20 protein-coding genes and 1 tRNA gene are annotated in these 21,384 nt (G+C 66.9%); 11 read left to right on the forward strand and 10 right to left on the reverse strand.

The window, feature by feature from the left end; translation table 11 throughout:
- Positions 1–27: 27 nt before the first annotated feature.
- The 6 genes from AAYO93_RS18805 to AAYO93_RS18830 all read right to left on the reverse strand — a co-directional run bounded on the left by AAYO93_RS18805 (position 28) and on the right by AAYO93_RS18830 (position 7,141).
- Positions 28–1,725: a protein kinase domain-containing protein gene (locus AAYO93_RS18805; protein WP_345762713.1), complete on the reverse strand. Its 1,698-nt coding sequence runs from the start codon at positions 1,723–1,725 to the stop codon at positions 28–30.
- The gene (locus AAYO93_RS18810) at positions 1,722–3,176 is read right to left on the reverse strand and encodes a peptidoglycan D,D-transpeptidase FtsI family protein (RefSeq protein WP_345762714.1); all 1,455 of its coding nucleotides are present in this window, start codon (positions 3,174–3,176) and stop codon (positions 1,722–1,724) included. Before AAYO93_RS18810 ends, AAYO93_RS18805 begins: the two co-directional genes overlap by 4 nt.
- Entirely contained in the window at positions 3,176–4,501 is a 1,326-nt protein-coding gene (locus tag AAYO93_RS18815; RefSeq protein WP_345764921.1) for an FtsW/RodA/SpoVE family cell cycle protein, read from the reverse strand. The genes AAYO93_RS18810 and AAYO93_RS18815 overlap by 1 nt, the downstream gene beginning before the upstream one ends.
- Positions 4,502–4,565: 64 nt before the next feature.
- Entirely contained in the window at positions 4,566–5,816 is a 1,251-nt protein-coding gene (locus tag AAYO93_RS18820) for a PP2C family protein-serine/threonine phosphatase (protein WP_345762715.1), read from the reverse strand.
- A 3-nt stretch (positions 5,817–5,819) separates the two neighbouring features.
- Complete coding sequence (locus AAYO93_RS18825; RefSeq protein ID WP_345762716.1) at positions 5,820–6,398, reverse strand: FHA domain-containing protein FhaB/FipA; 579 nt, start codon at positions 6,396–6,398, stop codon at positions 5,820–5,822.
- A complete protein-coding gene (locus AAYO93_RS18830) occupies positions 6,395–7,141 on the reverse strand; it encodes a DUF3662 and FHA domain-containing protein (RefSeq protein ID WP_345762717.1) in 747 nt (248 codons plus the stop codon). The genes AAYO93_RS18825 and AAYO93_RS18830 overlap by 4 nt, the downstream gene beginning before the upstream one ends.
- Before the next feature lie 293 nt (positions 7,142–7,434).
- On the opposite strand from AAYO93_RS18830, the gene AAYO93_RS18835 reads away from it, so the two are divergent.
- Together AAYO93_RS18835 and AAYO93_RS18840 are read left to right on the forward strand one after the other, a co-directional pair.
- Positions 7,435–7,518, forward strand: a tRNA-Leu gene (locus tag AAYO93_RS18835).
- 452 nt (positions 7,519–7,970) lie between these two features.
- Entirely contained in the window at positions 7,971–8,264 is a 294-nt protein-coding gene (locus tag AAYO93_RS18840; protein ID WP_345762718.1) for a hypothetical protein, read from the forward strand.
- A 128-nt stretch (positions 8,265–8,392) separates the two neighbouring features.
- Here AAYO93_RS18840 and AAYO93_RS18845 read toward each other — a convergent pair whose 3' ends face one another.
- The 4 genes from AAYO93_RS18845 to AAYO93_RS18860 all read right to left on the reverse strand — a co-directional run bounded on the left by AAYO93_RS18845 (position 8,393) and on the right by AAYO93_RS18860 (position 12,186).
- Entirely contained in the window at positions 8,393–9,388 is a 996-nt protein-coding gene (locus tag AAYO93_RS18845) for a LacI family DNA-binding transcriptional regulator (protein ID WP_345762719.1), read from the reverse strand.
- A 265-nt stretch (positions 9,389–9,653) separates the two neighbouring features.
- The gene (locus AAYO93_RS18850) at positions 9,654–10,391 is read right to left on the reverse strand and encodes an SDR family NAD(P)-dependent oxidoreductase (protein WP_345762720.1); all 738 of its coding nucleotides are present in this window, start codon (positions 10,389–10,391) and stop codon (positions 9,654–9,656) included.
- A 41-nt stretch (positions 10,392–10,432) separates the two neighbouring features.
- Positions 10,433–11,155, reverse strand: coding sequence for an SDR family oxidoreductase (locus AAYO93_RS18855; RefSeq protein WP_345762721.1), 723 nt, complete (start codon positions 11,153–11,155; stop codon positions 10,433–10,435).
- Entirely contained in the window at positions 11,152–12,186 is a 1,035-nt protein-coding gene (locus AAYO93_RS18860; RefSeq protein ID WP_345762722.1) for a LacI family DNA-binding transcriptional regulator, read from the reverse strand. The genes AAYO93_RS18855 and AAYO93_RS18860 overlap by 4 nt, the downstream gene beginning before the upstream one ends.
- A 99-nt stretch (positions 12,187–12,285) precedes the next feature.
- Here AAYO93_RS18860 and AAYO93_RS18865 point away from each other — a divergent pair, with 99 nt between their 5' ends.
- From AAYO93_RS18865 to AAYO93_RS18905, 9 genes are all read left to right on the forward strand, one after another.
- Positions 12,286–13,119, forward strand: coding sequence for a sugar phosphate isomerase/epimerase family protein (locus tag AAYO93_RS18865; RefSeq protein WP_345762723.1), 834 nt, complete (start codon positions 12,286–12,288; stop codon positions 13,117–13,119).
- Positions 13,116–14,126, forward strand: a complete 1,011-nt coding sequence (locus AAYO93_RS18870) for a Gfo/Idh/MocA family protein (protein ID WP_345762724.1) — start codon at positions 13,116–13,118, stop codon at positions 14,124–14,126. The genes AAYO93_RS18865 and AAYO93_RS18870 overlap by 4 nt, the downstream gene beginning before the upstream one ends.
- Before the next feature lie 70 nt (positions 14,127–14,196).
- A complete protein-coding gene (locus tag AAYO93_RS18875; RefSeq protein ID WP_345762725.1) occupies positions 14,197–15,468 on the forward strand; it encodes an ABC transporter substrate-binding protein in 1,272 nt (423 codons plus the stop codon).
- Positions 15,465–16,424, forward strand: coding sequence for a carbohydrate ABC transporter permease (locus tag AAYO93_RS18880; protein WP_345762727.1), 960 nt, complete (start codon positions 15,465–15,467; stop codon positions 16,422–16,424). The genes AAYO93_RS18875 and AAYO93_RS18880 overlap by 4 nt, the downstream gene beginning before the upstream one ends.
- The gene (locus AAYO93_RS18885) at positions 16,417–17,286 is read left to right on the forward strand and encodes a carbohydrate ABC transporter permease (RefSeq protein WP_345762728.1); all 870 of its coding nucleotides are present in this window, start codon (positions 16,417–16,419) and stop codon (positions 17,284–17,286) included. Before AAYO93_RS18880 ends, AAYO93_RS18885 begins: the two co-directional genes overlap by 8 nt.
- 20 nt (positions 17,287–17,306) lie before the next feature.
- Complete coding sequence (locus tag AAYO93_RS18890) at positions 17,307–18,857, forward strand: alpha-L-fucosidase (protein ID WP_345762729.1); 1,551 nt, start codon at positions 17,307–17,309, stop codon at positions 18,855–18,857.
- Between the two features lie 5 nt (positions 18,858–18,862).
- The gene (locus tag AAYO93_RS18895) at positions 18,863–19,858 is read left to right on the forward strand and encodes a zinc-dependent alcohol dehydrogenase (protein ID WP_345762730.1); all 996 of its coding nucleotides are present in this window, start codon (positions 18,863–18,865) and stop codon (positions 19,856–19,858) included.
- A gap of 53 nt (positions 19,859–19,911) precedes the next feature.
- Positions 19,912–20,970, forward strand: a complete 1,059-nt coding sequence (locus AAYO93_RS18900) for an aldo/keto reductase (RefSeq protein WP_345762731.1) — start codon at positions 19,912–19,914, stop codon at positions 20,968–20,970.
- Positions 20,967–21,380, forward strand: a complete 414-nt coding sequence (locus AAYO93_RS18905) for an RbsD/FucU family protein (protein WP_345762732.1) — start codon at positions 20,967–20,969, stop codon at positions 21,378–21,380. The genes AAYO93_RS18900 and AAYO93_RS18905 overlap by 4 nt, the downstream gene beginning before the upstream one ends.
- The last annotated feature ends 4 nt before the right edge of the window (positions 21,381–21,384 follow it).

Raw genomic sequence — 21,384 nt, forward strand, 5'->3', positions numbered from 1 at the left:
GTGTACCGGTCGTTTTCTGGACAGAACCTAAGGAGCGGCAGTGACCGTATACGGGACGGCCGGCGATGACTGCGGCGACTCGACCGATTCGCCACAGAAGATCGTGTAGGTCAGCTGGTAAGTGCCAGCGGCGGTCGGTGTCCACGTGGTGGACGCCGTCGTGACGGGCTGCTGACCCGCACCGTTCACGTAGAGCTGGTGACCGACGAGCCTCTGGCCGGCTGGGCAGGTCGCAGCGCCGAACGTGATCACGATCTTGTCACCCGGCGAAGTGCCCAGGACGTACGGCGACGGCGGTGCGGCCGTCACCCCGTCTGTGGGCGGCGCGACCGGGGCGACCGGGCCATAGACCTTGACGGTGATCTCGGACCCGTTCGGCACCGGGCCGGTCGGGTTCACGGAGTAGACGGTGTCGACCTGCGCGGCGCTCGTGGCCGCACTTCCGGTCTGCACGTTGGCGACCATTCCGAGCGCCTGCAGCATGCTCCGGGCCTCGGCGCTCGTCTTCCCGAGGAAGTCGGACTCAGTGATCTGCTGTGTCGTGCTCGTCGGGGTGGGAGAGGGAGTCGTGGGAGGCGGTGTTGAGTGGGTCGTGGTGGTCGTCGCCGTCGTCGGTGGTGGTGTGCTCGCACCCTTCGGCTGGGCGAGGAGAGCGATGATCGTACCGATCAGCACGACGGCGAGCAGGGCGATGAGGGCGATCAGCGGCCACGTCCAGGGGCTGCGCTTCTTTGTCGTGGTCGAAGGCAGGGTATCGACCGGTCCGACGCCACCGACCGGCGCGGCCGCAAGGAGCGTCGTCGCCTGGGTGTCGCCCGCCGGACCCGACGGCATGACCGTCGTCGCAGCCGTGAGGGCTGCAGCACCGCCGAGGATCGCGGGCACGGAGCCTGCCGCAGCCTGCACATCCCCTCGCCGGAGCGCCTGCGCAGCGCGCGCGAGGTGGGCGGCGGAGGCCGGGCGGTCGGCCGGGTTCTTCGCGATGCACGCGAAGACGAGGTTGCGAACCGGCTCGGAGACGGTCAGCGGAAGCTCAGGCGGCGCCTCGTTGATCTGCGCCATGGCGATCGCGACCTGCGACTCGCCGGTGAACGGACGACGACCCGCGAGGCACTCGTAGGCGACGATTCCGAGCGAGTAGATGTCGGTCGTCGGCGACGCGGGGTGCCCGCTGGCCTGCTCGGGCGAGAGGTACTGGACGGTCCCCATGACCTGACCGGTCGCAGTGAGCGGAACCTGGTCGGCGATGCGGGCGATGCCGAAGTCGGTGATCTTGACCCGGCCATCCGGAGTGATCAGCAGGTTGCCGGGCTTGATGTCCCGGTGCACGAGACCGGCGGCATGGGCCGCGTGCAGGGCGGCGGCGGTCTGGGCGACGATGTCGAGGACCTTGTCGGTGCTCAGGACGTGCTCGCGCTCGAGGACGGTCGAGAGCGCCTCGCCCGGGACGAGCTCCATCACGAGGTAGGCGCTGCCCTCCTCCTCGCCGTAGTCGAAGACGTTGGCGATGCCCTCGTGGTTGACGAGAGCCGCGTGACGGGCCTCGGCGCGGAACCGCTCGAGGAAGCCCGGGTCACCCAGGTACTCGTCCTTCAGGATCTTGATCGCGACGGTACGTCCGATGACGAGGTCGGTGGCCTGCCAGACCTCTCCCATGCCGCCGATCGCGATGCGCGACTGCAGCTCGTATCGTCCCCCGAAGGTGAGCCCTGCTGTGGGTCTCATTTATTCAGCACCGCCTCTAGTACTTTCTTCGCAATTGGAGCAGCGATGGAGTTACCGGTGCCGTTCTGGCCCTGTCCACCGCCATTTTCAACAACAACCGCCACAGCGAATTGAGGGTTCTCCGCCGGCGCGAACCCCGTGAACCACAGCGTGTACGGCTCGCCCTCGCCGTTCTGTGCTGTACCGGTCTTACCGCCCACGCTGACCCCGTCTATTCTTGCATTAGTGGCAACGCCGTGATTTACGCCGTCCACCATCATCTGCTTGATCGTCGCGGCGTTCTCGGGCGAGGTCGCCGTGTCGAGAACCTGGGGTGTGAACGACTGGATCGGCTGCAGGTTGGCCGACCGGATCGAGTCCACCATGTTCGGGTACATCACGACTCCGCCGTTCGCGATTCCGGCCGACACCATCGCCATCTGCAGCGGGGTCGCGCGGTCGTCGAGCTGCCCGAACGCGCTCTGGGCGACCTGCGCCGGATCGGTGTAGACGGGGTAGACGCTCGGCTCGACCTTGACCGGGATAGACAGCTCTTTGTTGAACCCGAACTTCTCGGCCTGGTCTTTGATGGTGCGACCGCCGAGCTGCATTCCGAGCTCGGCGAACGGGATGTTGCAGGAGAGGATCTGCGCGTTGGCGATCGAGACCGTCGCACCCGGGCCGCATGTGGTGAACGTGTCGTTGTGCACGACCGTGCTGGTGCCCGGCAGCGTCAGCGACTGCGGGTTGGGCAGCTGGCTGTCCTTCGTGTACTTGCCTGTGCCGAAAGCGGCCGAGCTCATCACCGGCTTGAAAGTCGACCCCGGCGGGTTCAGGTTGCCGCCGATCGTGCGGTTGATGAGCGGATCGCCGGGAGCCGCGAGCAGAGCCTTGTAGGTCGCGTCGACCTTCGCTGTGTCGTGGCCGGCGAGGGCGTTGGGGTCGTAGTCGGGCTTCGAGACCATCGCTAGGATCCTGCCCGTCTTGGGCTCCATCAGCACGACCGCGCCCTGGTAGTCGCCGAGCGCGTCGTAGGCGGCTTTCTGCGCGACCGGGTCGATCGTGGTCTCGACGGATGCGCCCTGCGGGTTCTTGCCGGTGAGGATCGCGTTCACGCGGTCGAAGAACTGCGAGTTGGATGAGCCGCTGAGCTGGGTGTTGAGCGCGCCTTCGAGACCGGTCGGAGCCCCATCCAGCGGAAAGAAGCCGGTGACCGACGAATAGAGCGGACCGTTGCTGTAGACGCGCTGGAACTTGTAGACGTCCTTCGTCGGGATCGACTGGGCGACGGGCTGGTTCGCGACGAGGATGGCGCCGCGCTGGGCCGAGTAGCTGTCATAGAGCGTGCGGCTGTTGCGCGCATCCGCACTGAGCGAATCCGCCTGGAACACCTGCAGGATCGAGGTCGACACCATCAGTGCGATGAACATGGCCAGCACGACCATGCTGATGCGTTTGATCTCACGGTTCATCAGCTCACCACCAGCCTCGGCTGGTTGCGGACGGAGTCCGACACCCTCAGCAGGAGGGCGACGATGATCCAGTTGGCCACGAGTGAGGAACCTCCGGCTGCGAGGAATGGGGTGGTCAGGCCGGTCAGTGGGATGACCCGCGTGACGCCGCCGATGACGACGAAACATTGCAGGGCGACCGTGAACGACAGGCCGACGGCCAGGAGCTTGCCGAAGTCGTCCTGCCCGGCGAAGCCGATGCGGAAGCCGCGCGCGACGAACAGAAGGTAGAGCGCGAAGATCGCGAAGAGGCCGGCGAGACCGAGCTCCTCGCCGAGACTCGCGATGATGTAGTCGCTCTGCGACAGCGGCGTCACATACGGCTGGCCCTGGCCGAGACCGGTGCCGATGAGGCCGCCGTGCGCCAGCCCGAAGAGGCCCTGCACCAGCTGATAGCTGCCGCCCGTCGCGTTGTAGACGTGGTCGGAGAACGGATTCAGCCAGTTCTCGAAGCGACCATGGACGTAGCTGAGGACCTGGCTGGCGATCAGCGCGCCGCCGATGATGAGCGCGAGGCCGATGATCACCCAGCTGATCCGCGCGGTCGCGACGTACAGCATGACGAGGAACAGTCCGAAGTAGAGGAGACCGGTGCCGAGGTCGCGCTGGAAGACGATGACCGCCATCGACATCAGCCAGACGATGAGGATCGGGCCGAGATCGCGGAGGCGCGGGAAGCGCATCCCCAGGAATTTCTTGCCCACGAAAGAGAGCGAGTCCCGCCGCTGCACGAGGTAGCCGGCGAAGAAGATCGCCAGCGCGATCTTCGCGATCTCGCCCGGCTGGAAGCTGAACGGGCCGATGGCGATCCAGACGCGCGCGCCGTAGATCTCCTTGCCGATGCCGGGAAGCATCGGCAGCAGCAGGAGGGCCAGCGCGACGAACCCGAAGATGTAGGTGTAGCGCTGCAGGATGCGGTAGTTGCGGATGACCAGCACGACACCGATCGCGCAGATGATCGCGATCGCGCTCCAGACGATCTGGCGGACGCCCGCACTGTCCCAGCCGGCGTCCCCGTAATGGATGTCGATGCGGTAGATCATCGCGATGCCGAGCCCGTTGAGCACGGTCGCGATCGGCAGCAGGAACGGGTCTGCCTGCGGCGCGACGTACCGCATCGCGACGTGCATCCCGAAGACGAGGACCGAGAGGCCGAGCCCGAGGTAGAGGAGCGTGAGATCCCGGTGGCCGAGCGCGCCGAGCTGGACGAGGCAGACGGCCGCCGAGTTGATCGCGCACGCCACGATCAGCAGGACGAGTTCGAGGTTGCGCAGCTTCTTCGGCATCCGCAACCGTTTGATCGGCAGCGGACTCGTCGCAGGGCGCGGCGAGTCCACGAGACCGGTCTGGCTACTGTTTGCTGGCATCGGTCAACTGTTCCACGATCTGCCTGGCCGAACTCAGAGTGTCGGCGTTGATCGTCTGCTCCACGAGTTGCTGGTCGTACTGGGGAAGGCTCTTGACGGTGGTGGTCGACTCCTCGTAGACGTGGGAGAGCGCGATCGGCCCGAGGCTCTGCTGCACACCCTGGTAGACGGCGACGTTGCCGTTGGGCGACGAGCCGACGTAGTAGTGGGTCTGGGTCCACTGATAGCCGAACAGGGCGGCCAGCACGATGGCCACGATCAGCGCGATGACGCCGATCAGCCAGGTCATCCTGCGACGCCGCGCACGGCGCTCATCCTCTTCGATCAGCTCGTCGAGGTAGTCCTCCGACTGCGGTTCGAAGTGGGTCGGTCCGGTCGCGGGGCGAACCGGGTGAAGGCGCAGGGTGGGCATCCGGTTCGCGCGGGCCGGCTTCAGGTCGGTCGTGAAGGCGAGGGGGGCGGATGCGGACCCGACCGTCACCGGGTCCTTCACGGTCTCACCGCGGGCGGTGTCGGCGATGTCGAGGATGACGATGGTGACGTTGTCGGGCGCCCCAGCATCCAGACTCTGCTTCAGCAGCCGGTCGGCGACCGCTTTCGGGCCCTCGTGCATCGAAAGCGCGGCCAGCATGTCGTCATGCTTCACGACGCCGCTCAGCCCGTCGGAGCAGATCAGCCAGCGATCGCCCGGCTGCGTGTCGAGGATCCACGTGTCGATCTCGGGGGAGGCGTCGACGTCACCGAGCACGCGCATCAGCACCGAGCGGCGAGGGTGCACCATCGCCTCCTCCTCGGTGATGCGCCCGCTGTCGACGAGCCGCTGCACGAAGGTGTGGTCGATCGACACCTGGGTGAGCTCGCCGTCGCGGAACCGGTAGATGCGGGAGTCGCCGATGTGGGCGAGGGCGAGCTGGTTGCCGACCCGCACCATCGCGCTCACGGTGGTGCCCATCCCGGTCAGTTCCGGATGCTCGAACACGGTCTCCGCCAGAAGCGAGTTCGCCGCGATCAGCGCCGACTGCAGCGCGAACTCGGCCTCGGACGCCGTCGCGTACTCCTTATCGGCCTCGCGGATGCGGTTCACAGCGATCGCAGACGCGACGTCACCGCCCGCGTGTCCGCCCATCCCGTCGGCGACGACGAACAGGTCGTGCCCGGCATAGGCGGAGTCCTGGTTGTTGGAGCGGATCTTGCCGACGTGCGAAACAGCGACGGCTCGGTTAGCGGACGCCACGCACTACCGCCGAAGCTCGAAAGTCGTCGTGCCGATCTTGATCGGGGTGTTCAGGGGGACCTGGGTCGGGACGGTGACGCGTTTGCCGTCGAGGAAGGTGCCGTTCGTCGAATCGAGGTCCTGGATCATCCACTCGTCGTTCCAGAGCAGCAGACGCGCGTGGTGGGTCGAGGTGTAGTCGTCGCGGATGACGAGGCCGGACTCGCTCGAACGACCGATGGTGAGAGGTTCGCGGCCGAGCGCGAGCTCCGTGCCCTGTTTCGGACCGGACGTGATGGTGAGACGGCCCGCGCTGAGGATGGTCGCCTTCGGTTTGCCGGTCGCGGTGTTCGCGCCCGTGGGAAGCGAGGATGCGGGCGGCGGCTGCATCGTGGGAGCGGTGGCCCCGGAAGTCGGGGTGGCGAGAAACGGGGTCGGCCCGGGCGCCGGGGCGGCGGGCTGTGCCGCATCCGGTTGCAGTTTGCGCACGCGCTGACCGAACAGGTCGCTGCGCAAGGCATAGACGATGCCGAACACGAACAACCACAGCAGCAGGAGGAAGCCGAACCGGAGGACCAGGAGGGTCAGCTCGCTCGGGTTCACGGTTTGCTCCAGAACCCGCCGATGTCGTGACGGCGGGTGACGTCGTCGACGTGGTCGGGGGTGAACTTCTCGATAGGGGTCGCCTGAGGCAGCACCCGGAACACGATACGCGTGCGGCCGATGCTGATCACCGAATCCGGGTCGAGCAGGGCCTTGGTGACGGGCTGGCCGTTCAGCTGCGAGCCGTTCGTCGAACCCAGGTCCTGCACCTGGGCGCGGTGGCCGTCCCAGGTGATCTGCACGTGCTTGCGCGAGATGCCGGTGTCATCCACCGTGATGTCCGCATCGCTGCCGCGGCCGATGACCGTGTGCGCCTTCTCGATCGGATAGCGCTTGCCGCCGATGTCGAGCACGGGGGTCCAGGCGATGTCGGTCTTGACGTTCTCGGACTCGACGGTGAGGATGCCCTCGGTCAGGCTCGGGTCCTCGACGAGATCGACGGAGATGCCGCCGGCGAACTGGTAGTGCTGGCCGGCCGCGTACTGCTGCACGTAGGAGACGAGCTCGTCGGTGAGGGTCGGGCCCATGGAGCGCATCCGGTTGTAGTCGGTGGTGGACATGCGCAGCACGAAGCGATTGGGCGCGAGAATGCGGTCGCGTGTGACGATCGCGGCCTTCGTGTCGAGTTCGCGGCGGAGTGCGCTCGTGAGCTCGACCGGTTGCAGCCCCGACCGGAAAGTCTTGGCGAAAGCACCGTTGACGGCGCGCTCGAGACCCTTCTCGAAGTTGTCCAGTATGCCCACAGGTCTCCCGATCCGGCTCGTGTGACTATGAGAATGTTAGTCGGCCCGGGTGTGAGACTGCTTTCTGTACCTCTCTTACTTGGCTGAAGATCATCCGTGCGTTGTAGGCAGGGGCGCGGCGGATGCGGCGCGAGAGGTGCTGCGGACGCGGCGCGAGAGGTGCGAGAAGTGGCCTTCGGCCGCCGTTTGGGGCACTTCCGGCACCTTTCGCGGGCGTGGGATGGGTGGATGCGCGCCGCGAGGGGCGCCCGACTTCTGGTTGTGTGGCCGGACATGCTAATCTCTCTAAGTTCGCGCGAGTGGCGGAATTGGCAGACGCGCTGGCTTCAGGTGCCAGTGCTCGAAAGGGCGTGGGGGTTCAAGTCCCCCCTCGCGCACAGCGGCTGATTCATGAAATAGCGAGAGCGGCTTCATGAAATAGTCGAAGCGAACGAAGAAGGGCCCGGGCCGACGTGATGTCGGACCGGGCCCTTCGTTTTCTCCCGGGTCGTTGTCGACCACTTCGAGCGGCGCTATCGGCTGACCGGTTCGACATTCCTGGGCGCGCGATCCCGAGTAGCCTCACTCGATCGATTGCGTCCCCACCTTGCGGTGTGTCACAAGCCTTCGACTGGTCTTGTTCGCTGCGAGGACAGACCTGGGCCGAGGATTTGGTCAAGTGAAACCGTTGATGTCTCGGCTTCGCTGGAAATTGTTTCCCGGTTTGGCGTAACGATCGATAGACCATCGCGTCTATGTACTGAGAAGTGTCTTTTGGCAGAGGACGGTGTTCTGGCGCCCCCAAATGAATGGGAATGATGCAATGACGTTTTGGCTGAAGAACGTTTAGATGGTTGACGCGGAGATGCCTACGGTGCGCCGGTCGCCCGAATGGTGGCTGCTTGCGGCGGCTGTTGCTGTCGCCGTCGTCATGCAAGTGGCGCCGCTCGCGATACCGGCAGGAGTTGGCGTGATCGTCTTTGCGGCAGTTCTGCTCGGCGGCAAGCGCCCCCGCCGGGCGGGTCCTCTCACCGGAGCGATCGTCGTCCTCAGTGTCTCGTTGGTCGTCATCGCAGCGTTGGGTTTCGCGACCTCGATTGCGGCATCCACGAACGATCACGGTGTGACTCTCATCAAGGGATGATGCGCACTACCCAAAAGTATCAATCATCGAGGCCCGGACTGCCTCGTCGGAATGAACACCAGCACCGCGATGGCACGTTCGATCGCAATCGGACCCCACGACACGGCAGCGCTGTCGGCGCGAGCGCGTCACTCCTCGAGGCGCGTCACGGAAGCGCCCGGGATGAGGTGCGCGTCGAGGTATTCGATCTTCGGTGCGGGGCGCTCGTCCGGCGACTCGATGTGGTCGGCGATCAGGCGGGCGGCGTGCTCGGCGATCTTGCGGGTCGGCTGCACGATGACCGTCAGTTTCGGCACGAGTGCCTGGGCGAGCTCCCGGCTGTCGAACCCCACCACTGAGATGTCCCGGCCGATGCGCAGCCCGGAATCGTTCACGGCGGTCACGGCGCCGAGGGTGAGCTCATAGTTCGCGGTGAAGAGCCCGGTGGGCCGCGGCCACAGGGCGAGGAGTTCCTGAGCGGCACGATAGCCTGCTTCGATCGTCAGCGGCACGAAACGCTCCAGCGCCGGGTCCACCTGGACTCCGTCAGAGGCCAGCGCGCGCTCGAACCCCTCGGTCCGCAGGCGCATCGAAGAGATTATTGGTTCACCGCCGACGAATCCGATGCGACGGTGACCGTGATCGAGGAGGTGCCGGGCGCCGAGTGCTCCCGCCGCCGCATTGTCGAGAAAGACGCCGTCGGCGTGCACGTCGTCGATGTACCAGTCGACCATCACAACCGGCACGCGCGTGGCCGCGGCGCGCAGTGCGCGTACGTCGTGCGATGGGGTGACCGCAACGATCCCGTCCACCATGCGGTCCATCAGCAGGTTGACGGAATCGTCGCTCGGATCGGGGCTGGCTGCCACAATGACGCTGATCCCGCGCGGCCGGAGGGCTTCCTCGACGCCCGCCACGATCGTCAGGTGGAAGTCGTTGTCGAGTGCCGGCAGCAGCACTCCAACCGTCCGTGACCGTCGCGAACGCAACATCCGAGCGTGCTGATTGGGTCGAAAGTCGAGCTCGCGCGCCGCCGACTCGATAGCTTCGCGATTGGCTTCCAGAACGTTTCGCCCGTTGTAGTACTTGGATATCGTGGCGAGCGAGAGTCCCGTGGCCCGCTGGATGTCCTTGTATGTTGTCACAGCCCCGTCTTTCCTGATGTTGCCGCCGACTGCCGCCACGGCTGCCGATGATTGAGAGTCGCGTGCGCTCAGCATAATCCAGCGCCAACGCGGCGCGAATCGTTTCGCCGAGAGTCTCGATATCGATCCCGCTGCATCTCAACCGAATTGGACGGGCCGAACGCCGTCGCCCAGACGACCGGCTTGTCGGAGCCATTCCACCGACTCCGCCACGGCCGCGAGCGACGAGTGGGCCGGCGCGTAGCCCAGCAGTCGGCGCCCCTTCTCAGTGGAACGCGGCAGCGCCGTTGATCGCGACTACTGTTCCCGATGCGAAGCCGCCTGCCTCCGACGCGAGGTACACCGTCGCCGCGGCGACGTCGGCGGGGGTGCCGGCTCGTCGAAGCGGGGTGGCGGCTATGGTCGCGCGCTGGTCGGCTTCCGGGGTGAAGCGCTCATGGAACGGTGTCTCGAGGATGAGCCCAGGGGCTACAGCGGAGACGGCGATCCCGCGCGGCCCCAGCTCCTTCGCGAGAGCGCGGGTGAGGCCCTCGACGCCGGCCTTGGCCGCGGCGTACGCGCCCGCTCCCTGGCCGCCGCCGTTGTGGGCCGCGAGCGAGGAGATGTTCACGATGCGGCCGCCCTCGGCCATCAGGGGTAGGGCCGCGCGCACGACGTAGAAGACGCTCGAGAGATTGAGTTCGATGACGTGCTGCCAGTGCGCGTCATCGGCCGCGTCCATCGGGCGGCGTGCGAGGAGGCCGCCGGCATTGTTGACCAGCACGTCGATCCTGCCCCCGAGAGCCTCGCCGATCCGCGCAACGGTCTTCGTCACCTCGGCGCTGTCGGTGACATCCATCCGCTCGGCGATGACCCGGTCGCCCACGTGCTCGGGCACAGGCGAGGCATTCGTCGTTATCGCCACGCGGTCGCCCGCGCTCAGGAACGCCTCGGCGATGCCGAGCCCTATGCCGGTCGCGCCGCCGGTGATCAGGACGGTTCGTACGGGCGAGGGTGCGGTCATGGAGATCTCCGTCTCGGTCGGAACAGGGGACGTATTTTCGCTCAGCGCGCGGTGGGTAGCATGACGACCTCGCTGACGGTCGCGCGAGCGGGCATTCGGATGACGGCGAGACACATGTCGGCGACGTCCTCGGGGCGCAGTGCTCCCGCCAGCTCCTCGGGCGTGGGCGCCGTCGGGCGGTGGCGGACGAAGCCGGTGTCGATGAGGCCCGGTGAGATCGTCGTGACCCGCACGGCGTCACCGCTGGCCTCGAGCGCGGTGGCACGCGCGAGCGCGGCCAGACCCGCTTTGCTGGCCTGGTAGGCGGCCCCCGACATATCGGGGACGAGAGCGGCGACGGAGGAGATGTGGATGAGCAGGCCGCCACCGTCGGAACGGAAGCACGCAAGTGCCGCCCGGGTGAGGAAGAAGGCCGCGGTGAGGTTGCTGTCCAGCACCGAGCGCCAGCCTGCTTCGTCGAGCTCGTCGAGGCGACGCGCTTTGAGATTGACGCCGACGGCGTTCACGACGACGTCGATGCCGCCTGCGTCGCGTCGCAGCGTCGCGACGGCGTCGTCGACCTGCCCCGCCGAGGTCGCATCGGCGACCGCGACGTGCGCGATCCCCCCGAGCTCGGCCACCTCCGCTCCCACGGCATCGAGGCTGTCCCGATCGCGTCCGAGCAGCAGGACGGTCGCGCCTTCTGACGCCGCAGCCAGGGCGAGAGCGCGGCCGACCCCACCCGTGGCGCCTGCGATGAGCACTCTGGCTCCGGATGGTGTCATCCGATTCTCCGCTCGGTCGAGGCCCGCACCACGAGGGTCGGGGGAAACACGAGCGAGGTTCTCGGCTCGCCGGCGCCGGCCCCGTTCGCCGTTAGACGGACGACCGCCTCGGCCATCTCGCGCAGTGGCTGCTGGACTGTGGTCAGGGCGGGCGAGATGAGGCTCCCGACCGGGATGTCGTCGAAGCCGACCACAGCGAACTCGGCGACATCGCGGCCCGCATCCCGGATGGCGGCGGATGCGCTCAGAGCGAGCATGTCGTTGACGGCGACCAGAGCGGTGGGCTGGTCGTCGAGCGCCAGCAGGGCGTGTACCGCCTTGCGGGCAAGCGGGCCACTGTCCGCATCGCCGAGGTCGGACGAGCGGGGGACGAGTGCGTCGTCGAGAGGGATGCCGTTCTCAGCGAGTGCCCGGCAGTAGCCGGCGAAGCGCCGCTGCCGGCTGATCGTGCGCATCGCCCCCGACACGAACGCGATGCGCCGGTGACCTCGCACGATGAGGTGCTGCGTGGCCATCCACGCGCCCGCTTCGTTGTCGATGCTGACGTTCAGCAGTTCTGGCGGGTCTGTTTCCTGGTGCTCGCGGTCGAACGCGATGATCTGAACGCCGGCATCCATGGCGGGGCGCAGGTGCTCGAGCGACGGGAGCGAGGTGGAGAGCACGATGTGCTCGATGCCGTCGGCCCAGAGCTGCTCGACGTAGGCGCGCTCGCGCTCAGGATCGCGCTCGCTGTTGCAGAGGTAGATCTGCCGGCCGAGAGCATGGAACGCCGCCTCGAGGTGGGCCGCCCACGATCCCCAGAACGGGTTGGCCACGGAGGGGACGATGAGCCCCAGCGTAGGGTTCGGCGCGCCGCGCAATTGCTGGGCCACCCGGCTCGGCCGGTAGGAGAGCGACTCCATGGCCTCGAGCACGCGTCGGCGGGTCTCCGGCTGCATGAGGTGTTCGCGTGCGTTGAGCAGGTTCGAAACGGTGGAGGGCGAGACTCCGGCGGCCTGAGCCACATCCCTGATGGTCGCGATCGCTCTCACCCCTCCTCTGGTTGACGCAGTTCGAACTGACTGTATCGTTGCACGAGTTACTGTATCGTTGCACAAAATTTCCCCGACGTCCTGAACGAGGAGTCCGCCATGCCACACATAGTTCCCCCGACGACGTGGAGTGTCTTCACGAAACCGTGGCGAGATCCACGCATCGGCGCTCTCGGTGAGCTGGTGGCGGTCATGGGTTTCGACGCCGTCGAACTCCCGGTGCGGCCGGGCTACCAGGTGACGCCGGACAACGTGGCGACGGCTCTGCCGGCCGCCGCGCGCGAACTCGCACGAGCCGGGATCGCGGTCACCAGCATCGCCTCGGGGACGGATGAGGCGACGTTCGCGGCCTGTGCGGACGCGGGTGTGCCGTTCATCCGGATCATGGTGCCCATCGGGTCAGGCGGCTACTCCGCAACCGGGGCGGAGATCCGCCGGACGCTCGCCGGCCTGTCCGACAGGGCCGAACGCCGTGGAGTCCGAGTCGCGATCCAGCCGCACTACGACGACTACATCGCCGACTCCTCGGAGCTCTTCGCGCTCCTCCAGGACGTCGATCCCCGATTCGTCGCGGCGATCTGGGACGCGGCGCACGATGGCCTCGCGCGTAAGCGGCCTGAGCACGGCCTCGAACTGCTGTGGCCGTGGCTCGGGATGGTCAACCTCAAGAGCGCGTACTACGAGCGAGTCGACGATCCGGCGTCCTCGCAGGGGGATCCTGTCTGGGAACCGGTCTTCACCGACGCCCGCAGCGGTATGGCGGAATGGGGCCGCGCGATCGGCTACCTCGAAGAGCGTGAGTTCGGCGGCCCGATCTGCCTCACAGCGGAGTACACCGACGAGAGCGACCTGGTGGCGAAGGTGACGCGGGATCTCGAATACGCACGAAATCTGCGAGCCGCGGCTCAGGGCCTCGCGGGAGCGGTCCGATGAGTGCTGCAGAGCGCGGGCCGGTGCGCGTCGCCGTCATCGGCGCCGGGCAGATGGCGAACCTCGTCCACTACCCGTCGTTGACCTCGCTACCGGATGTGGAGATCGTCGGCATCTGCGACCTCTCGCCGGAGCGCCTCCGGGCGACCGGCGAGCGATGGGGGGTCACCGCGCTGTTCAGCGACTGGTCGGCGATGCTCGACGAAACGCGTGCGGACGCCGTCTACGTCATCGGGCCACCCGAACTCATGTTCGGCATCTGGTGTGGGTGCCTCGTGCGCGGGCTGGATCTCTTCGTCGAGAAGCCGCTCGGCCTCACCGTCCATCAGGCGCGCACGCTCGCTCGCCTCGCCGACGAGAATGGCTGCGTCACGCAGGTCGGCTTTCAGCGACGTTCGTCCCCCCTGCTGGAGCGGATGGTCGGCCGGGTACGCGAGCGCGGCCAGGTGGTGCACGCGGTGTGCCGGTTCTACAAGAACGATCCGACCCCGATGGTGTCGGCGCGTGACCGGATGATGGACGACGGCGTCCATGTGATCGACACTCTCCGGCACCTCTGCGGCGGTGAGGTCATCGCCGTGTCGGATGTGACGCGCCGCGTGATCGTCGACGACATCAACTTCATCACGGCGACGCTCGAGTTCGACACGGGCGCCGTCGGGGTGATGATCACGAACTGGACGAGCGGACGGAGGGTGTTCGGTGTGGAAGTCCACGGGCCGGGGATCATGGCGGAAGGCGACCTCGAGGTCGGCGGCACTGTCTGGGAAGCCGATGGGCGGGTGGAGCTGGATGCCGCCGAAGTGGCGGGATCACCGGACCTCCACGTGCGTGGAGGCTTCCGCGCCAAGAGCGCCGAATTCATCGAGGCGGTGCGTACGCGTCGTCTCCCGTCGTCGCATTTCGGCGATGCGCTGAAAACGATGACCGTCGCCGAGACCATCCTCGCGCACGACCTGCTGAAGGAGACGGACCGAACGAAACGTTTAGCGTTCGGCGGAAACTCTTGACTTCGCACCCCAACTATTCCTAGCATTCATGAAGTCGTAACGTTTCGCTCTATTACTCAAGGAGGAGTTCATGAAGTCACGGTCGAAAAACACGAGGAGACGGGGACGCGTTGGCGTCTCGGTTGTGGTCGCGGGGGTGCTCGCCCTCGGTCTCGCTGCATGTTCAGGAGGCGGTGGTGGAACCTCGGGCCTCGACGGCAGCACGCTCAAGATGTACACGTGGATCGGCGGCAAGGCCGACAAGCAGCAGTGGAGCGACTACATCGCCGGAGGAAAGCATGCCGACCCGAAGATGGCGGTGAGCTTCTCCGGGCCGCCGATCGGCGACTACTACACCAAGCTCCCCACCGTGATGACGGGCAGCAGCGCGCCGTGCCTGGTGACGTTCCAGAACGGCCGGGTGAACCAATACGTGCAGGGGTTGGAGCCGCTGGACGACCTGGCGAAGAAGAACAAGCTCGACCTCTCGGCTTACAGCTCGGCGATGCTCGAGCAGCTCAGCGTCGGCGGCAAGCTCTACTCCATCCCGTTCAACGCCGGGCCCACCGTGATCCTCTACAACAAGAAGATGTTCAAGGACGCCGGCGTGGCCGACCCCACCAATAACTGGACGACCGACGACTTCATCGCGGCAGCGAAGGCGACCACGAAGAACGGCAAGTACGGCTTCGCGATCCCCCAGGCGTCGAACCCCATCAGCACCCTCATGGCGGCCGATGGCCACCCCTGGGCGGACAAGAACGGTGCGAAGCTCGACGACCCGAACTTCCACGATGCGCTGCAGCTGCTCGTCGACCTCTCCAACAAGTACAAGGTCGCGAAGCCGCTCGAGGCGGCCGCGGGCGGCACTTTCCCCGACATTGACGCGTTCAGCACAGGCCAGGCGGCCATGGAGATGCAGGGGCTGTGGGATCTGCAGCACGAGCAGCAGACTCTCGGCAAGGACAATGTCGGCATCGCCGTCATTCCGAGCAAGAGCGGCGCCTCCAAGGGGTTCATCGGCGGATCGGGCTTCGGCATCACGAAGACCTGCGGCGACAAGCAGAAGGCATTCCAGGCCATCGAGGCGATGACGAGCAAGAGCGCACTCGAGTTCGTCACCAAATCGCAGGCCTCCGTGCCGGCGCGGCTCGACGCGCTCGACGCCTGGTCCACCAACGTCGGATCGCCGGAGTTCGCCGCGGTCATCAAGCAGATGACCGGTGACGCGACGCCCTCGCCCGTACCGTCGAACCAGGCGCAACTCGACACGCTCCTGACGCAGTACGAAGTGAACGCCTTCTCCGGTAAGAGCACGGTGGCCGAGGTGCTGCAGCAGGTGAAGGCCGGCCTCGGGCAATGACGTTCGTGCGTCTGGACCGTGCGGAGGAAGAGGTCTCCGACGGGTCCGTCGCCCAACCGGACCGCCCGAGAGGCCGGCTTCGTCGCCGGCCCCTCGGGGGTCCTCGTTGGGTAGGGTGGGCCTTCGTTCTGCCGGGGCTCATCGGGCTGGCGGTTTTCATCGTCATCCCCCAGGTCGCCTCGCTGATCTTGGGATTCTCGAACTCGACCCTGCTCGGGGGCACCCAGTTCACCGGGACGGAGAACTACGTCCGGCTGCTGCACGACCCGCAGTTCCTCAACAGCGTTCTCGTGACGGCGATCTTCGTGCTCGTCTATGTCCCGGCGAATATCGCGATCTCGATGGCGATGGCCCTCTGGCTGAAGACCCGTATCGCGGGCCGCAACTGGCTCCGCGTGATCTTCCTGATCCCGGCGCTGTCGCCGATGGTGGCGAACGCCGCGGTCTTCCGTCTGCTGTTCCAGAAGGACGGAGCCGTCAACCAGATGCTGGCGGGGATCGGACTCGGCCCCATCCCCTGGCTCAGCGACGGGAATTGGGCGCTCGCCACCGTGATCGGCGTCTCGCTCTGGCAGTCGTTCGGGTACAACATGATCGTGCTCGGTGCTGGTATCGACTCGATCAGCCCCGACGTCATCGCGGCGTCGCGGATCGACGGGGCGGGCCGGTTCCGGCGCTTGTTCTCGATCACGCTGCCGTTGGTCAGCCCAGCCCTGTTCTTCACCACGGTGCTGACCGTGATCGGCGCGTGGCAGACCTTCGCCCAGGCCTACGTGATCACGGGTGGGGGCCCCGGCAACAGCACGATGACGATCATGCTGTACCTCTATCAGACCGCCTTCACGAACAACCAGCTCGGCTATGCGTCGGCCATCGCCACCGTGCTGTTCGTGATCATCGCGATCTTCACGCTGTTCCAACTCTGGGGGCAGAGGAAGTGGGTCCACTATGACTGAGCACCAACTACCAGCCTCGGGTTCGCACTGGCGTCGCCGGGGACGGACCGTCGGGTTCGCCGCCAACACCACGGCGGCGTGGCTGTTCGCGCTCGTGTTCTCGTTCCCGCTGATCTGGACCTTCTTCACCGCGCTGAAGCCGGCGAACGAGGTGTTCGCCGCGCAGGTCAGCTTCATCGGCTCGAAGGTCCTCTGGTCCAACTTCGTAGACGCGTGGACCGAAGTCGACTTCGGTCGCCTGCTCCTGAACAGCCTGATCGTAGCCGCCATCTCGACCGTGCTGACGCTGGTCGTCGCGACCCTCACGGCATTCGCGTTCGCGAGGCTGCGGTTCCCGGGCCGAAGCGCCGTCTTCCTGCTGTTCGTCATCACGCTGACTCTGCCGAGCGAGGTCGCCGTCGTGCCCCTGTTCCTCGGCTTCGACCACGCGGGGCTCGCGGACACCTGGGTGGCTCTGATCTTGCCAGGCCTGTTCGGAGCCTTCGGAGCGTTTCTGCTCCGGCAGTTCATGCTCCAGATCCCTGCGGAGCTGGAGGAGGCCGCTCGGCTCGACGGAGCGTCCACCTGGCGCATCCTCATCAGCGTCATCGTCCCGCTCGTTCGACCGGCGCTGTCGGTGCTGGCGATCTTCGCCTTCCTGGGCAGCTGGAACAGCTTTCTGTGGCCGCTGATCATCCTCAACAGCGCGGAAAAGTGGACGATCCCCATCGGGATCGCCGGGTTCACGACCCAGACCGGAACGCAATGGCAGCTGCTGATGGCGGCGTGCGTGATGACGATCGCTCCCGTGGTGATCGTGGTCGCCTTCGCCCAGAGACAACTGGTGGCCGCGATCGGCGCGGGCGCCTTCGGCGGCCGTTGAGCCGCGACGGATGGAGACATGTGAACCTCGAACCACTTGACACCACCACCCTGCCGGCGCCGGTCGACGTGTCGGACAACCGTACGGCGCTCGCGATGGTGGATGCCGTCATCGAGGCCGGGCCGTACGACGCCACCTGGGACTCGCTGTCCCGCTATCGCGCTCCGCAGTGGTACCGCGACGCCAAGTTCGGCATCTTCCTGCACTGGGGAGCCTTCTCGGTCCCGGCCTTTGGCAACGAGTGGTACCCCCGCACCATGTACCGGCGCGGCACGCCCGCCTTCGACCACCACGTGGCGACATACGGACCGCACGACCGCTTCGGCTATAAGGACTTCCTTCCGCACTTCCGCATGGAGGGCTACGACCCGAAGGAGTGGGTCGCGCTGTTCAAGCGCGCGGGCGCGCAGTTCGTGGTGCCGGTCGCGGAGCATCACGACGGCTACGCGATGTACGACACTGCGCGCTCGCGCTGGAAGGTGACCCAGGTAGGCCCGGAGCGCGACGTGATGGGAGAGCTTTTCTCGGCGGTCGACCAGGCCTGGCTGATCACCGGCGCGTCGACCCACCGCGCGGAGCACTGGTTCTTCATGAACGGGGGAGCGGAGTTCGACTCCGACGTCCGCGATCCCGCCTACGCCGACCTGTACGGTCCCGCGCTGCGCAAGGAGATGAACCCCACCGAGCGGTTCCTGGAGGACTGGCTGCTGCGTACGGTCGAGATCATCGACTCCTACCGGCCGCAGATCCTGTACTTCGACACCGGGATCGAGGAGCCCTCGTTCGAGCCCTACATTCGCAGACTCGCCGCGTACTACTACAACCGGGCGGCGGGGTGGGGGCGAGAGGTCGTCATCAACTACAAGTGGGATTCGTTCGCGCCCGGTTCGGCGGTGCTGGACATCGAGCGCGGCACGATGGGCGGCATCCGGCCAGACGTCTGGCAGAACGACACGTCGGTGTCGCGGACCTCGTGGAGCTGGGTGGAGGGGCACGACTACAAGGACGCCTCGGAGCTCATCCAGGAGCTCGTCGATGTGGTCGCGAAGAACGGAAACCTACTGCTCAACATCGGCCCCCGCCCCGACGGGACGATCCCCGAGGAGGAGGCCGCGCTGCTGGAGGCGGTCGGCGACTGGCTGGCCGTGCACGGCGAAGCGATCTACGGCTCCAGCCCGTGGGCCGTGTTCGGCGAGGGACCCACGGCTCCCACCGCCGGATCGTTCACCGACGCCGCAGCGGCCGCATACACGGCGGAGGACATCCGCTTCACGAGGATGACCGAGGTCGGCCACGATTACGTCTACGGGATCGGGCTCGTGCGTCCGGAGGACGGCCTCATGCGGATCCGCAGCTTCGGCTCGGGCAGCCGGCTCGTCGACCGTCCGATCGTCGATGTGCGTGTCCTCGGCTCGCGGGAGCAGCCCGAGTGGACTCGCACCGGCGAGCACCTGGAGGTCGTGCTGCCCGACTCCGAAATCGCAGGGCCTGGCGGCGCGGTTGTGCGGATCGAGTTGGCGCCGGAGGCTGTCGAGACGCGTATCGACTTCTTCCACGGCCTGAACATCTAGCGGCGATGCGAGCCTTCGTGATGGACGGGCCCGGCCGCGGCTCGGTCGTCGAGGTGCCCGATCCGCGGGTCGGAGACTACGACGCCGAGGTCGAGATGTTGTGGTGCGGGGTGTGTTCGAGCACGGACAAGATGTTGCGCGCCGGCACCTTCCGCGGCGGAGTCTCCTACCCGAGCATCCTGGGCCACGAGTCGGTGGGCCGCGTGACGGCGGTCGGCTCCGGGGTGCGCCATCTCACGATCGGCGACATCGTCACGCGGCCGGCCGCCTACGCGACGGAGTCAGCGCCCATCGCGATGCACTGGGGTGGATTCGCGGAGCGCGGCGTCGTCCACGACGTCCGTGCGGAGGCAGAGGATCGGGGCGTCAGTGCGGGCGTGGCGCCTTGGGTGCGGCTCGCGCCCGAGACCGACCCGGTTTCGGCAGCGCTCGCGATCAGTCTCAGCGAGACGTTCAGCGTCGCCTGCCGGGAGGACCTGCTGGGTGCGAGGGTCGTCGTCACCGGCACAGGCGTTGCGGGCCTCTCGCTCATGCGGTACGCCGCACTGCTCGGCGCAGCCCAGGTCATCGGCGTTGGACGCCGGCCCGGGAGGCTCGAGGCGGCGAAGCGTGCCGGGGCGACGGAGACCCTGCTCGCCGACGACGCCGCTGGTGAGCTCAGGCGACGCCACGACGCCGACATCGTGTTCGAAGCCTCCGGCCAGGCGTCGATGGTCGATCTCGAGTGCGGCTGGCTCCGCCCGGGTGGTCGGCTCGTCGTTTACAGCGCCCCGGAGGGCACCGCAGACCTTGACCTCATGGCGGCCCCGCGCGACGTGACCCTCCGCGTCGCATCCACCAATGAAACCGCTGTGCTGCCGAACATCGTTCAGCTCGTGCAGTCGGGCTACCTCGCCGTCGACACCTACGTCACCCACCGCGTCGACCTTCCGGACATCGCAGTCGCTTTCGATGCGATCGAGCACGGTGAAGTCGTCAAAGCGATGGTGCGGCTCCACTGAAGCGCCGTCCGCCGAGCCGCACACCCCTGAACCGAATGAAACGGAGAACACACATGATCACGATCGACAGCGTGCCGAAACGACGCCTCGCGAGCGGGGCAGAGATGCCTGCGATCGGAGTGGGGACCTTCGGGTCCGACCACTACCAGGCGGGAGAGGTGGCCGCCGCCGTCGGCGGCGCGATCCGGGCCGGGTACCGCCTGATCGACTGCGCGTCGGTGTACGGCAACGAGGCGCAGGTCGGCGCTGTCCTTCAGGAGGCCATCGCCGGCGGTGTGCCCCGCGACGAACTCTTCGTCATGTCGAAGGTGTGGAACGATGCGCACGAGCCGCACGCGGCGATCGCCTCAGTCCGGCGGTCGCTGCGTGACCTTCGACTCGACGTGCTCGACGCGGTGTTCGTGCACTGGCCGTTCCCGAACTCCCACGCGCCGTTCGCCGATGCGGCTGACCGCGACCCGGATGCACGCCCCTACATCCACGAGGAGTACATGGCACTCTGGCACGCGCTGGAGGGACTCGTCGACGAGGGAGTCGTGCGGCACCTCGGGACCTCGAACGTCACCATCCCGAAGCTCACGGCGATCCTCGCCGATGCGCGGATCGCACCGGCGTTGAACGAGATGGAACTGCACCCGTGCTTCCAGCAGCCCGAGCTCTTCCGGTTCTGCCTCGATCACGGGATCCAGCCGGTGGGCTACTCGCCCCTGGGCTCGCCGTCGCGGCCAGAACGCGACCGCGTCGTCTCGGACGTCTCCGACATGGAGCATCCCGTCGTGGTCTCGATCGCCCGCGCTCACGGAGTGCATCCGGCTTTGATCTGCCTGAAGTGGGCGGTTCAACGTGGACAGGTCCCGATCCCGTTCTCGGTGAAGGAGTCGCAGTTCGTCGCCAACCTTCGGGCCGTGACCGAGGACCCGCTGACTCCCGCCGAGCTCGAGGAGCTGCGATCGGCGGAACAGAACAACCGCCTCATCAAGGGCCAGGTGTTCCTGTGGCCCGGCGCCGGCAGCTGGCTCGACCTGTGGGACGTCGACGGCACGATCCCCGGCTGGGACGGCTACGCCGCAGATCGCGCGTCCGGCCGCGCAGAAGTGGAGGTGACCGCATGATCACTGGCCCGCTCGTCCATCCTCCGCTCCTGGAGGCGCTCGCCTCGTCGGGCCACGGCTCCGGGGTGCTGATCGCTGACGGGAACTACCCGTACCTGACCGCCACCGGCCCGGGGGTGCGCCTGATCCATCTCAATCTACGTCCTGGCCTGCTCGACGTCGCGTCGGTGCTGGAAGCCGTGCTCACCGTCGTCAACATCGAATCGGCGACCGTCATGCAGACCCCGCCCGGGGTCGCGGCCCCGGCGCAGGACGACTACGCACGAAGGCTGGGCGGGGACGTGCCCATGGAGAAGGTCGACCGGTTCGCGTTCTACGACCGGGTGCGCTCTCCGGACGTCGGCGTCGTCATCGCCACCGGGGACGAACGCCTGTACGGCAACCTGCTCCTGACTATCGGTCTGCGCTGACGCG

Source organism: Diaminobutyricibacter sp. McL0608 (assembly GCF_039613825.1).
Taxonomy (GTDB): Bacteria; Actinomycetota; Actinomycetes; order Actinomycetales; family Microbacteriaceae; genus Diaminobutyricibacter.